Annotated in this window: 13 protein-coding genes; 7 read left to right on the top strand and 6 right to left on the bottom strand. The window is 51.5% G+C overall.

The genetic code is table 11. The features are described 5' to 3' along the window. Nucleotides 1-41: 41 nt before the first annotated feature. The 5 genes from EDM60_RS24110 to EDM60_RS24085 form a co-directional block, all read right to left on the bottom strand. Nucleotides 42-923 (bottom strand): YitT family protein, encoded by an 882-nt coding sequence (locus EDM60_RS24110; protein ID WP_122966208.1) that lies wholly within the window; start codon nucleotides 921-923, stop codon nucleotides 42-44. 133 nt (nucleotides 924-1,056) lie between these two features. After that, on the bottom strand, nucleotides 1,057-1,845 hold the full coding sequence (locus EDM60_RS24105) for an FkbM family methyltransferase (RefSeq protein WP_122966207.1): 789 nt from the start codon (nucleotides 1,843-1,845) through the stop codon (nucleotides 1,057-1,059). Between the two features lie 248 nt (nucleotides 1,846-2,093). Continuing rightward, on the bottom strand, nucleotides 2,094-3,374 hold the full coding sequence (gene eutH / locus EDM60_RS24095; RefSeq protein ID WP_063230453.1) for an ethanolamine utilization protein EutH: 1,281 nt from the start codon (nucleotides 3,372-3,374) through the stop codon (nucleotides 2,094-2,096). Between the two features lie 396 nt (nucleotides 3,375-3,770). Continuing rightward, nucleotides 3,771-3,971: a cold-shock protein gene (locus EDM60_RS24090; protein ID WP_063230452.1), complete on the bottom strand. Its 201-nt coding sequence runs from the start codon at nucleotides 3,969-3,971 to the stop codon at nucleotides 3,771-3,773. Nucleotides 3,972-4,239: 268 nt separating this feature from the next. Next, nucleotides 4,240-4,839, bottom strand: coding sequence for a nitroreductase family protein (locus tag EDM60_RS24085; RefSeq protein ID WP_122966205.1), 600 nt, complete (start codon nucleotides 4,837-4,839; stop codon nucleotides 4,240-4,242). Between the two features lie 312 nt (nucleotides 4,840-5,151). On the opposite strand from EDM60_RS24085, the gene EDM60_RS24080 reads away from it, so the two are divergent. Further along, nucleotides 5,152-5,811 carry a futalosine hydrolase gene (locus EDM60_RS24080; RefSeq protein ID WP_122966204.1) on the top strand — a complete coding sequence of 220 codons (660 nt, stop codon included), beginning with the start codon at nucleotides 5,152-5,154 and terminating at the stop codon, nucleotides 5,809-5,811. After that, nucleotides 5,812-6,657: a 1,4-dihydroxy-6-naphtoate synthase gene (locus tag EDM60_RS24075; protein ID WP_122966203.1), complete on the top strand. Its 846-nt coding sequence runs from the start codon at nucleotides 5,812-5,814 to the stop codon at nucleotides 6,655-6,657. It abuts the gene before it with no gap. A 132-nt stretch (nucleotides 6,658-6,789) separates the two neighbouring features. On the opposite strand, the gene EDM60_RS24070 is transcribed toward EDM60_RS24075, so the two are convergent. Further along, a complete protein-coding gene (locus EDM60_RS24070) occupies nucleotides 6,790-7,314 on the bottom strand; it encodes a superoxide dismutase family protein (RefSeq protein WP_122966202.1) in 525 nt (174 codons plus the stop codon). A gap of 159 nt (nucleotides 7,315-7,473) precedes the next feature. On the opposite strand from EDM60_RS24070, the gene EDM60_RS24065 reads away from it, so the two are divergent. From EDM60_RS24065 to EDM60_RS24045, 5 genes are all read left to right on the top strand, one after another. Then, the gene (locus tag EDM60_RS24065; RefSeq protein WP_122966201.1) at nucleotides 7,474-8,151 is read left to right on the top strand and encodes a response regulator transcription factor; all 678 of its coding nucleotides are present in this window, start codon (nucleotides 7,474-7,476) and stop codon (nucleotides 8,149-8,151) included. Beyond that, a complete protein-coding gene (locus EDM60_RS24060) occupies nucleotides 8,148-9,575 on the top strand; it encodes a HAMP domain-containing sensor histidine kinase (RefSeq protein ID WP_122966200.1) in 1,428 nt (475 codons plus the stop codon). The genes EDM60_RS24065 and EDM60_RS24060 overlap by 4 nt, the downstream gene beginning before the upstream one ends. A 121-nt stretch (nucleotides 9,576-9,696) precedes the next feature. Beyond that, a complete protein-coding gene (locus EDM60_RS24055) occupies nucleotides 9,697-10,806 on the top strand; it encodes a Fe(3+) ABC transporter substrate-binding protein (RefSeq protein WP_122966199.1) in 1,110 nt (369 codons plus the stop codon). Between the two features lie 3 nt (nucleotides 10,807-10,809). Continuing rightward, nucleotides 10,810-12,465 carry an ABC transporter permease gene (locus tag EDM60_RS24050; RefSeq protein ID WP_122966198.1) on the top strand — a complete coding sequence of 552 codons (1,656 nt, stop codon included), beginning with the start codon at nucleotides 10,810-10,812 and terminating at the stop codon, nucleotides 12,463-12,465. Next, nucleotides 12,462-13,103: an ABC transporter ATP-binding protein gene (locus EDM60_RS24045; RefSeq protein WP_122966197.1), complete on the top strand. Its 642-nt coding sequence runs from the start codon at nucleotides 12,462-12,464 to the stop codon at nucleotides 13,101-13,103. The genes EDM60_RS24050 and EDM60_RS24045 overlap by 4 nt, the downstream gene beginning before the upstream one ends. Nucleotides 13,104-13,175: the final 72 nt, after the last annotated feature.

The raw sequence follows: 13,175 nt of genomic DNA, 5'->3' as shown, positions 1-13,175 counted from the left end.
GTGCCGCTGATAGTCAGGCGGCACTTTTTTTGCAGAGCTTCTTAGTGAATGGCGTTTTTCTTGAACTGCCCGCCGCGTACATCGTGGATGTTGCCGACTGCCAGGAAGGCATTCGGATCAAGCTCCTCGACGATCAGCTTCAGCTTGGCTTCTTCCAGACGGGTGATGATGCAGAAAATGACTTTCTTGTCATCTCCGGTATAACCACCCTCCCCTTTCAAGTAGGTGACACCGCGTCCCAAACGGGCAACGATGGCGTCTCCCAACAACTTGTGGTTTTCGCTAATGATCCAAACGGATTTGGATTCCTGGAAGCCTTCGATGGTCAGATCGATCATTTTGAAAGCAATGTAATAGGCAATCAGCGAGTACATCGCGCGATCCCAACCGAATACGAATCCGGCACTGCTCAAAATGAATAGGTTGATAAACATGACGATCTCACCAACGGAGAACGGAGACTTTTTGTTAAACAGTACCGCGATAATTTCCGTACCATCCAGAGAGCCGCCGTAGCGCAGAACAAGTCCCACTCCAATCCCCATGATAATACCGCCGAACACCGCAGCAAGCAGCGGATCATCCGTCAGTCCGGGAACGGGATGCAGCAGAGTGGTTCCGAGGGACATGATACTTACCCCGAAAAGCGTAGAGATTGCAAAGGTCTTTCCGATTTGCTTATAGCCGATTATGAGAAAAGGCAAGTTAAGCAAGAATAGGAAGATGCCAAGAGACAGAGATGTGAGATGCGAGGCAATGATGGAGATACCTACGATTCCTCCGTCGATGATCTTGTTCGGCACCAGAAAAATCTCCAGAGCCACAGATACAAGGGAAGCACCGACGAGAATAAAGAAGATTCTCTTCAGCAACTTTCCAATGGGTAATTTTTGATGAGTCGATTGTGCATTGAGTTGTTCCATCGTTTCTCTCCCCATTGTGAAATTTTGTACCTTTTTATTATAACATTCATTTTTGCTTGACTACTGCTCAATTGCACATTACACAAAAAAAATAAGCAAATTCTGATATGTATAATTGAATTTTGGCCGCAGATCAATCGGTCATAATCAAATAAGGGCACTCTCCGGTCGCCAGCACGATATCGAGGTCGATTTCTACCGTTGAGCCTTCGCTATTGAGGACGAAGAAGCGCTTGGAGAACGTCTGGCGATAGTGGCAAAGCAGTTGGGCGAACGGCTCCCAATCCGCTTGCAGCATGTTGCGGTTCAGCTCAAAGACGACGTTTTTCGCCTGGGTGGAGAGTACCCGTTCCATGCCGAGAAAAGCTTGGTATTCGCCGCCTTCAATATCGACTTTGACGAAATCAATGCTCTGGTCTGGCGGAAGCAGATCGTCGACGGCGACAGCGTCCACTTCGAGCTGGTCAAATTCATCCAGATAGTGCTTGTGGTAAGCTTCATTGTGTTGTTGCAGCGAGCTGTTGCCGAGGAAGCGACGGGAGGCGTAGAACGAAATGCGCGACTTCCGGGAAAAGGCCGCCAGCCGATAGCTCTGTACGCGGTCGTGAAAATAGTTGATGGAGAGATTGTCCAGCAGAAAGGCATGGCAGCGCGGGTGCGGCTCTAGCGCAAACAGCTTTCCGGTCGGTCCGATCAATTGACCGAGCAAAATGGTAAAATAGCCGATGTGGGCACCCAGCTCTACAACGACCTGACGAGGCTTCACCTGCTGGCAAAAATAGCGGGTCAGCGGGCTCTCATGGGTTCCGTTTGCCGCAAGCTCGACGCCCACACTCAAGTCTTCCGAGGGACTAAGCAGCTTTTTGCCATAGCAAGTCGTGAGCAAAAGCCGATTGTTTCCCAAATAGACAGGGGAATGCATCCAGAAATCAGCTCCTTGTCGCATTTTTGCCAATACAGTACAGCGTATGTACAGCAGGACGTTCTGAGACGTGTTGCTTTTTTGCGCAAGGCATGGCGCAAAAAAGCAGCGGATTTGTCCGACTGGCTCGGTGTCATGAGGCTGTCTTGGCGGTGTGAGCATCATTTTGCGGGCGCCGTGACGATGACTTGACATATATACTGCATACAAACAGCAAAAAGGCCGCCCTTGATGGACGGCCTTGCTTTTTATTCTTTCGTAGCAGCTACTTCAGAAGCAGCTTTATTGGATGCATGGTGATCCTTGTATTCATCAGGGCCGATGATGCCAGCTGCGCGATCTTGTTTCTCCAGCTCCAGTGCTTTTGGCACAGACAGCCAGTAAGAGAGCGCGATTGCAATGACACCTGCGCCGAGCTTGCCGAGCATGACAGGCAAGATGATGTTAGGCTGGAAGTTCGCAGAGAAGGACAAGTGGTCACCCAGCAAGAACGCTGCACATACGGCAAACGAGATGTTTACCACTTTGTCTTTTGGCGGCATGGAACGCACGAGACGGAACATCGCCAAAATGTTTGCGACAGTTGCCAGAAGCCCCGCACTGCCTGTTGGGCTAAGCCCCAGTTTGTTACCGAGTGCTTCCAGTGGCTTCGCCGCGTATTTACGCAGCAAGTATACCATCGGGAACGCACCGCAAAGCATGATACCGATATAACCGGCTGTTTCCAGGGCGCGGTACTGGTCTTTCGGGTCGGCGATGATCGGATCGAAGCCCCAAGCGCCAAAGAGGGTAGTAAAGATGCCAGTAAAGTATTGCACGATCGAGAACACGAGTACGAGTTTGATACCAGCGTCCATTGTTTTACCGAAGATCATGAATCCGCGAATCATCAGGTCAGGCATGAAGCGCAGACCAGCGGCAATCGCTATTACGAAAATGAGGATAGGAGACAAGTTCAGCAAAACCTGGCCGATTCCGATTGCAAAAGCGTAGGTGGAGTCAGCATTCGTAGAGATTTCAGCACGCACTTGCGCATTTGTCAAAGAGAGAATGGCACTGGTGATAAAAGCGCCGATCGGAACAGTCAAAATCCCGGACATGACGCCAAGCGCCATGTATTTGTGGTCGCGCTTGTCCAGCATGGCAAGTCCCATCGGAATGGAGAATACGATCGTGGCACCAGCCATCAGACCGACTACCATTGCCATTACCCAACCCTCGGTCGAGCTTTTCAAAATGTTCGCCAATTGGTATCCACCCATGTCAGAGGCCAAAATCGCGGTCGCTGCCAGGGCAGGGTCGGCACCAATCTTGTGGAAAATCGGCGATACGGCTTTTTCTACAAACCAGGAAATATAAGGGAGAGAGGCCATGATACCGGCAGCAGGTACGAAGATGTAACCGGTTGAGTGAATCCCTTCCATGAACTCCTTGCCAAGCCCTTCATCGCTGTTGCGGATTGCTGCGATCGCACCGATGACTGCGCATAGCATGATGATGTAAATAATGACACTTCCAATGTGCTCCATGGACAACCCCACCTTTTTGAAAGATGTAAACAATAAAAGCGCTTAGGAATCCCTGAAAACAGGATGTACCTAAGCGCCTTTGCTTATTTTGTATGGACTTGTTTAAACAGCTTTATGATTGCTAACCATCTGGAACCGCTTTCAAACAAAGTTAGAAAATAAGCGAAGGAACCACTATCATTGCGTAAAATTTTGAAAACTTCATGCTGGAAAGCGCCATTGCTTTTCGCTGCATTATAACGTGATTATATGGGGAGCGTTGACTATTGTCAACAGCTCTTTAGGGACAAAGTCCGAATTTTATAACGCTGATCGACAAAAACCGACTTTTTCCGCCTGAAAAAGGCAATAAAAAAAGCCGCCCCGCTATGCAGCAAGGGCAGCTTCGTGAGTCAATTACAGTTTTACAACGTTCTCAGCTTGTGGGCCGCGGTTGCCTTCTACTACGTTGAACTCAACGCGTTGGCCTTCTTCAAGAGTTTTGAAGCCGTCGCCAGTGATTGCGCTGAAGTGAACGAATACGTCGTTTCCGCCTTCAACTGCGATGAAACCATAACCTTTTTCAGCGTTGAACCATTTTACTGTACCTGTTTGCATGGGTGTTACCTCCAACAATATTAAAATGAATATGCAACTTTTATTTGTGGATAAAATAAAATTCACACATTGTGAAAGGTTCAAACATAACTGTAAACCCTTTACAATATGTGAACGCTTTTTTGAAACATCTTTTGTTTAAGTTAATACTACCACAGACAAATGCGGAAATCAATCGCTTACTTTAATATCTTCCCGGTAAAATATAGACAAAGACGGCGAAAAGCTGAAATGGCTTCGCGCCGTCTTGTCATGAGCCGTGAAAAAATTAGGCGAAGAACTTCACGCGCTCTTCGATTGGCTGGAACTGTTTCTCGCCAGGCTGCGCGGTTGGCTTGCCGAACGGCATTTGCGCGATCAGCTTCCACTCGCTTGGGAGGTTCCATGTTTGTTGGACTTCTTCATTGATCAGCGGGTTGTAGTGTTGCAGGGATGCACCGAATCCTTCTGTTTCCAGGGCAGTCCACACGACGAATTGCAGCATGCCGGAGGATTGCTCGGACCAAACCGGGAAGTTGTCTTTGTAGGCTGCGAATTTTTCTTGCAGACCTTTCACTACGCTTTGGTCTTCGAAGAACAGAACCGTGCCGTAGCCATTGCCAAATGCGTTCATTTTTTCTTCCGTAGGAGCGAAGTTTTCGGCTGGAACGATTTTGCGCAATGTTTCTTTTGTGAGGTTCCACAGTTTATCGTGTTGTTCGCCCAAAAGCACAACAACGCGGGCGCTTTGCGAGTTAAAGGAAGATGGAGTATGCTTTACGGCTTCTTCAACAAGCTCGCGGATGCGCTCGTCAGAAGCAACGGCTTCCTTGCTGATTCCATAATAAGTTCTTCTGTCTTTAACGGCTGTAAAAAAGTCTTTGCTCATGATCATTTACCTCCAGGAGATTGTGTTTTATTTACATAGTGGATGAAAAAAGTTGAACTTATTCAACATAATTAACTTACGTTTCGTAACCTAATATATTTTATTAGAAGCACATTGTCAATACCTTTCCGGCAAGGAAGTTGCAGTTTCACTATCAGTATTCCCAATCTCAGTGTAAGTAATTTCCTTTCGCTATACAAACAAGTCAAACACTTTACAGCAAAGAAAAGTAGCGATAACGTGGAGGAGGAAAAAGTTTTTTCAAACAGGATGAAAACAAGCAGGGAGAGCGGAAGGAGGGCAGGCGAAAAGATGCTTGATCAGCAAAAAAAGCAGCGCATCCTGATCGTTACATCGGTAGCGGTTGAACGGGATGCGGTCATCGCAGGTATTGGTGAAGATGAGCGGTTCACCTTTTTGATCGGAGGCGTGGGGCCAGCAGCTGCGGCTGCCAGCACAGCACGGGCTTTGACCGAAGCTCGCTACGATCTGGTCGTATGTGCCGGAATATGCGGCGGATTCGTCGGACGCGCAGATGTCGGTTCGCTCGTGGTTGCCAGCGAGATTGTGTGCGCCGATTTGGGGGCCGAGACACCGGATGGTTTTCACAGTGTGGACGAGCTAGGGTTTGGTTCTGCGCGCGTACCAGTCCCGGATGAGCTGGCAGAGCAGGTGGAGCAAGCCATGTTGCAGGCGGGCTTGCCTATTTATCGCGGGCAAATTTTGACGCTGTCCACGGTGACGGGAACGGCGCAAACGGCGCAGGCACTGGCAGAAAGAATGCCGGGGGCGCTCGCGGAGGCAATGGAAGGCTACGGCGTTGCCATCGCCGCGCAAGCAAGCGGAGTGCCTGTACTGGAGATCAGAACAGTTTCCAATGCGATTGGTCCGCGCGACAAGTCGGCTTGGCGGATCAAAGACGCTCTGGAAGCTTTGCAAAAAGGAAGCGCAGTATTGCGGGAGGTGCTGTAGATGAAGATTGCATTTTCACCGTGTCCGAACGATACATTTGTCTTTCACGCCTGGGCGCATGGCTTGATCCCTGGCGCACCGGAACTGGACATCATGTACGCAGACATTGACATTACGAATACGCTTGCGACGCGGGCGGAAGGCCCGGAAGTGATGAAAATTTCTTACGCCGCCTTGCCGTGGGTGCTGGACAAGTATGCGCTGCTTCCGTGCGGAGGGGCTTTGGGCAGAGGGTGCGGCCCGCTTGTCCTGACGCAAGGCGATTCCGGCGCGAGTGCCAACGATCCGGCCCGGCTGTCCGGCAAACGGGTGGCGGTACCGAGCGAGCGTTCCACAGCTTACTTGTTGTTCCGCTTATGGGCAGCGCAAAACGTCCCGGGAGGCGTCGGAGAAATCGTCGTGATGCCGTTCCATGAAATCATGCCAGCTGTACGAGACGGCAAAATCGACGCGGGGCTGGTCATCCACGAAGCGCGCTTTACTTATCAAAACTACGGTCTTTCACTCATGACCGATCTCGGCAACTGGTGGGAGGCGGATACGAATCTGCCTATTCCTTTGGGAGCGATCATCGCGCGCAGATCGATGGATTTGGAGTCGCTGGCGAACTGGACGCGGGCATCGGTGGAGTACGCTTGGGCGAACCCGACAGCATCCGAGGAGTATGTCATGTGCCATGCGCAAGAGTTGTCTGTTGAGGTTGCCAAGGCACATATTGACTTGTACGTAAACGAATTTACCCGAGACTTGGGCGAAGATGGCTATGCGGCGATTACTGCCTTGCTCGGTCGTGCAGCGGAGGAAGGGCTTGTCCCACGCTTCGATCTGTCGCTGCTGCGCGGATAGACAGGCAAGGAAAAAAGAAAACGAAAAGCACAGGGGCTGCGTCTCTGTGCTTTTTGGCGTCCATGGCAGGAAGAGCGGGGGAGAGATTGCGGAGAAGCGCTGCATTTGTCATGGAGTTGAGCTGTGATGGGGCTAGGCGGGCATGATGATGCCGCAGGCGAGTCTTTTTCCGCTATTCCCGGATGGCTGTGTCCGGTAGTCGTCGGGATTTTGGTGAATGATCACTGATCTTCCGACGACATCTGCTGCCCTGAACTTGTTGGTAAAAAAGCTCATTCGCGTGTACCCGTCATTGGAAAAGAGTACGGGGAAGTCGCCGGCATGGTTGCCGTGCGGCTGGTTGGTCGGGTTCCAGTGGCTTCCCGCTGCGGTAAAAGGATCGTCGGCATTGCCGACTGTGCACACGCCGTGGTCGTGCAGGTGAAAGCCAAAAGGACCGATCGGCTGTTGATTGCCGGATGCAGGCTTGTAGGGCGGTAAACCGATCGCTTCCACATACACCTCTGTCCCGTACGGAACGTCCGTGAAGACGACATAGCCGTTCAGGTTCGGAGCCAGCGGCCCGCCCTGAATTTGCGCATAGGCTTGTGTCGGCGCAGCCGGGTATGAGGAAGAAATCATTCTCGCGTCGTAAAAATAAGGCGAATACCCGTTCATTTTCACATCCCCCTCACGATGGAATGGTTACGATGATCATCCTATGTAGCAAATGGGCGGATGGTTCATCGACGAACGAGTCGCTTATGTTGACGCTGATAATTATTATCATCTACAATCAGATGGACTTCCCCATGAGGGACAAAAGGTGAGTAAACGATGAAAAGAGTGCTTTTGATTGAAGATGAAAAAAACATGGCAAGATTTATCGAGCTTGAATTGCGCCACGAATCGTTTTCCGTCGTTGTCGCTGATGACGGAAAAACAGGACTGGAGCTTGCGCTAAAGGAAGAGTGGGATCTCGTACTGCTCGACTTGATGCTGCCGGAAATCGATGGGATCGAAGTGTGCCGCGCCATTCGCGAACGCAAAAAAACGCCGATCATCATGCTGACGGCCAGGGACAGTATCGATGATCGCGTCTCGGGTCTGGACAGCGGCGCAGACGACTACATCCCGAAGCCGTTTGCCATTGAGGAGCTGCTTGCGCGAATGCGGGTCGTGTTCCGCAGACAGGAGGAACAGACCGACCTGGCGCGGACGAAGCTTGCTTTTCGCGAGCTTGTCGCAGATTTGGAAGCCCGCACGGTAGCAAAAGCCGGCCAAACCATCGAGCTGACCAAAAGAGAGTATGATCTGCTGGTGGTGTTCATGAAAAACATCAACCGCGTATTGCCCCGCGATGTGCTGCTGGACACGGTATGGGGATACGAGTCGGCGGTGGAAACGAACGTGGTCGACGTGTACGTGCGCTACTTGCGCAACAAAATCGACTCGGCACAGGAAGGCAGCTACATTCAGTCCGTTCGCGGAATCGGATACGTGATGCGCAAATGAAAAAATACACCCCGTCGCGACTGTCCAGACTTCCGATCAAATGGAAGCTGACCCTTTGGTCGTCCGTGCTGCTGTTTTGTGTGTTCATCGTCTACAATACCGTCCAATACTTTTTTGTGGAAAAATGGATGATCCATCAGGAGGAACAAGCCACCGAAAAAACGATGCGCGAGATTCTCAATTTTGCTCTGGAAAGGGAGATTTCCTTTGAGGGGGCCGATCTCGACGAAATGCGCGGCTTCCTGCAAAAAATCAACCAGCAAGACCAGCGAATCCGCATCCTCGACGAACAAGGAAACCCGGTCGCTGCCGTGTCCAATGGCATCGAGGACAGCCTGGCAGCCACAATCACAGGCTCCCCGCACGAACAGTGGCGGAGCATGCACGTCAAAGGCAATCTGCTGTTGATGGAGCGGCCGATCACGATTTTTCAGTTTGACGGCACGGTGGAGATTGTAAAAAACATCAACGAATTTGAGCAGCTGAGCGGAGCGCTGTTTCAATTTATGGCGATCGGCTGTCTCGTTGCGGTTATCATCAGCGGCCTCGGGGGGCGGATGCTGGCTCGCCAGCTGGTGAAGCCGCTGCAGGCGATGAATCAGACGATGAAAAATGTGAAGCAAAAAGGGCTGGCTGAGCGGATCGCCTTTTACGACAACCACGATGAGATTGCTACGACGATGAACATGTTTAACGTCATGATGGACAAGGTCGAACGTTCTTTTCAACAGCAGCGGCAATTCGTCGAGGATGCCTCGCATGAATTGCGGACGCCAATCGCGATCGTCGAAGGGCATTTGGGCATGCTGCATCGCTGGGGCAAGCATGACCCTGCCGTTCTGGAGGAATCTTTGCAAATCTCGATTCAGGAGCTGGCGAGGTTAAAAGCGCTGGTAGAAGAACTGCTGGCACTGACGCGGGCGGAAAACTTGCAAATGGATGAAGCAACGGCTGTGTGCGAGCCGGAGCAAGTCATTTTGCAGACGATCAAAAAAGTGAATGTGCTGCATCCGGCTTTCATCATGGAGCGTGACTTGCGAGAGTTGTCAGGAGTGAGGCTTGCGATATCGGTGGAGCACCTGGAGCAGATTTTGCTGATCCTGCTCGACAACGCCGTCAAGTATTCGCGGGAACGAAAACGGATCGCTGTGCAGGCGACGGTGCAAAAAGAAAGAGTGTGTCTGGCCATCAAGGATGCAGGGATTGGCATTCCGGCAAAAGACTTGCCTTTTGTCACAGATCGCCTGTATCGGGTAGACAAGGCACGAAACCGCAAAAGCGGCAGCGCAGAAGGGAACGGGCTTGGTTTGTCGATCGCGAAGCGGCTGGTCGAGCGGTACAACGGGGCTTTGTCCATCGAGAGCATCGAGCAGGAAGGGACGACTGTAAACGTCTTCTTGCCGATTCGCGCGGGCGTGCAATGAGGACGAAAAATGTTTTTTTGATTTTCTCATCGTTTTCTCATTTTGTTTCGCTAGAATAAGCCTTGTCGATTGGAAATGATATTCATTATCAAAACAACCGGAGTAAAGGGGACGAATCAAGATGAGAAAAACAAGCATGCTCGGTCTCATGCTTTTTACGATGCTGACCGTGCCGTTCATGGCAGGCTGCGGTGCCGGACAAGGGCAAGGCGAAGGCAGCGCGAATCAGCCGCAAGCCAGCACGGAAGCGCCAAAAGCGGACGAGAAGGCAAGCAAGGATCAGGTTGTCAACGTATTTACGGCCAGACACTACGAGATCGACAGCAAGTTGTTCAGCGAGTTTACCAAGCAAACCGGGATCAAGGTCAACGAAGTAAAAGGAACTGCCGAGGAGCTGGTTGAACGCCTGAAGCGCGAAGGGGAAAGCTCGGAAGCGGATTTGTTCATCACCGTGGATGGCGGCGTGCTGAACTATGCCAAACAAAATGGCGTTCTTCAACCAATCACTTCCGCCGAGGTAGATAAAAACGTGCCGAGCAAATGGCGCGATTCCGACAATGAGTGGATCGGCATGGCGACCCGCGCTCGCGTCATCGTGTATGCAAAAGACCGCGTGAAGCCGGAGCAGCTGTCTACTTATGAAGATTTGGCGAGCGACAAATGGAAGGGCAAAGTGCTGGTGCGTTCTTCTTCCAACTTGTACAACCAATCGCTGGTCGCTTCTTTCATTGAGCTGAACGGCGAACAGGCTGCCCAGGACTGGTCAACTGGCCTCGTCAACAACCTGGCTCGCAAGCCAGAGGGCGGCGACCGTGATCAGGCAAAAGCCATCGCTGCCAAGATCGGCGATGTTGCGATCATGAACACCTACTACGTCGGGCAAATGCTGAACTCCAAAGACGCCGAAGAAGTGAAGGTCGCAGAAAATATCGGCGTATTTTTCCCGAACCAAACTACGACTGGCACACATATGAACATCAGCGGCATCGGCCTGACCAAGCACGCCAAAAACAAAGACAATGCCATCAAGCTGGTGGAATACATCACGGGCAAAGAAGGCCAAACGATGTTGACACAAGGCAGCTTTGAATTTCCTGTCAACGCCGAGGCAGAGCAGCCAGCGCTGTTGAAAGAGTGGGGAGAGTTTAAAACACAAGAACTGAACTTTGCCAAGCTCGGCGAGAACAACAAAAAAGCCGTTGAACTGATGAACAAGGCAGGGTGGAAATAAAAGATGACGGGAGCTGCGTTGCGAAGAAGCCTGAAACGAAAGTGGAACGGGTGGGTAGCGCTGAGCGTGACAGGGGCCGTTTTGGCCCTTCTCCCGTCTCTTTATATTTTGCTCGGACTGTTTGCTCGAACAACCGAGAACTGGCAGCATATTCAGGAATACATGCTGCTGGACTACGCGCTGCAATCGCTCTTGCTTGTGCTGGGAACCGTGTCCTGTACGATCGTCGTAGGCGTTTCGCTGGCTTGGCTGGTAGCTGCCTACGACTTTCCGCTGCGGCGTTTTTTTTCGTTCGCTTTCGTACTGCCGCTGGCGATCCCGCCGTATATTGCCGCGTATACGTACGGCAACATGCTGAGCTATACGGGGAGTATTCAAACTTTTTTGCGAAATGAATGGGGGCTGGCTCCCGATCAGCGCTATTTTGACATCATGTCCATGAAGGGCGCTATTTTTATTTTCACGCTGTTTTTGTTCCCGTACGTGTATTTGATTGCGAAAACATTCATGGAGAAGCAGAGCGCGGCTTTCATCGAGAACGCCCTCTTGCTGGGGAAAAATTCGTTGCACATCTTTTGGCGCATCGTGCTGCCACTCTCGCAGGCTGCGATTGCCGGCGGGGCAAGTCTCGTTGCGTTTGAAGTGCTGAACGATTTTGGCGTCACGAAGCATTTTGGCATTCAATCGTTTACGGCTGCCATTTTCAAGACGTGGTTCGGCATGTATGACGTCGATTCTGCAATTCGTCTGGCGGCCTGGCTCATGAGCTTGATTATCGGGATTTTTGTGGTCGAACGGCTGGTGCGCAGACGCAAAAAGTTCAGTTCCCCGACCAACCGCATGACGCCATTGCGCAGGAGAAAGCTGAAGGGACTGTCCAAGTACGCGGTGCTGTGCTTTTGTGTCGCAGTCGCAGCTTTGTCTTTTTTCATTCCGGTCGCGCAATTGGCAGTTTGGGCGACGTGGACGTACAAGGAAGTGCTGAACGACGTATTTGTGCAGCTTTTGACCAATACATTGCTGATTTCCTGTATTTCCATCACGCTCTTGATGATTTTGGCGGTCACAGTGGCAAACGTCATTCGCTACTCGCGAACCTCCGTATTTTCGCTGGTCATGACCAGGCTGATCTCCATGGGCTATTCGATCCCGGGAGCGGTATTGTCCATCGGCGTGCTTGCCGTCGTGATTTCACTCGACAAAGAGCTTGCGCCGTTGTACGCCTGGCTGGGCTTCGCGGAAGGCAAGCTGGTCATCAGCATGTCGCTGTTCATGCTCATTTTCGCGTACATCATCCGCTTTCTCGCGGTCGGCTACAACGCAGTGGAAGCGGGGTTTGAAAAGACGGGAAACCGTTATGCGGAGGCGTCCCGCTTGCTCGGCATGGGGATGACGCGCACTTTTTTCAAAGTGGATTTGCCGTTGATCAAGGGCGCAGTAATTACCGGGTTCATCCTCGTGTTCATGGAGATCGTCAAGGAGCTGCCGCTTACTTTGCTGCTTCGTCCTTACAACTTCGAAACTTTGGCGACGAAAGCGTACCAATACGCCAGCGATGAGCAGATTCATCAGGCGTCGATTCCTTCGCTGCTCATCATCGGTGTCGGCATCGTTTCGGTTTACTTTTATCACTGGCTGGGGGAGAGGCAGGCAAAATGAGCTTTTTTCAATTGGAGAACGTCACATTTGGCTATGATACGGGGAGCGGGCCTGTCGTGCGCGATTTTTCGCTGCGCATGGAGCAAGGGGAGATCGTCGGGATACTGGGAAGCAGCGGCTGTGGAAAAAGCACGTTGCTGCGCTTGATCGCCGGGCTGGAAGCTCCTGCGGGAGGGCGGATTTTGATCGCTGGAAAAGTGCTGGTCGATCCGCGGCAGTTTGTCGAGCCTGAGCATCGTGGGGTCGGGATGATTTTTCAAGATTACGCTCTGTTCCCTCATCTGACCGTCGAACAAAATATTTTGTTTGGACTGCATCGGCTGACCAAAAGGGAACGGGAACAACGTCTGGGGGAAATGCTGTCTCTCGTACAGATGGAGGGCTACGGAAAGCGGTATCCGCACGAGTTGAGCGGCGGACAGCAGCAGCGGGTAGCTTTTGCCCGGGCTTTGGCGCCGCGTCCCGCGATTTTATTGATGGATGAGCCATTCAGCAACCTGGACGCGGATTTGAAAAAGAAAATACGGGAAGATTTGAAGCAGCTGCTTCGCCACGCGCACATCACGACGATATTGGTGACCCATGACAAGGAGGATGCGGAAACGATTTGTGACCGGATCATCCGACTGGCTCGGTGACGGGCAAAGTGTCGCTTTCTCCTCAAAAGTGCAGCATACAGCAAATAGATGGTGTATAATGTGCTTGTAACG

Origin of the sequence: Brevibacillus parabrevis (assembly GCF_003710905.1) — a bacterium.
GTDB classification, from domain to species: domain Bacteria; phylum Bacillota; class Bacilli; order Brevibacillales; family Brevibacillaceae; genus Brevibacillus; species Brevibacillus parabrevis.
Note: the sequence above shows the minus strand (reverse complement) of the source record. Positions and strands in the feature narration are given on the sequence as shown.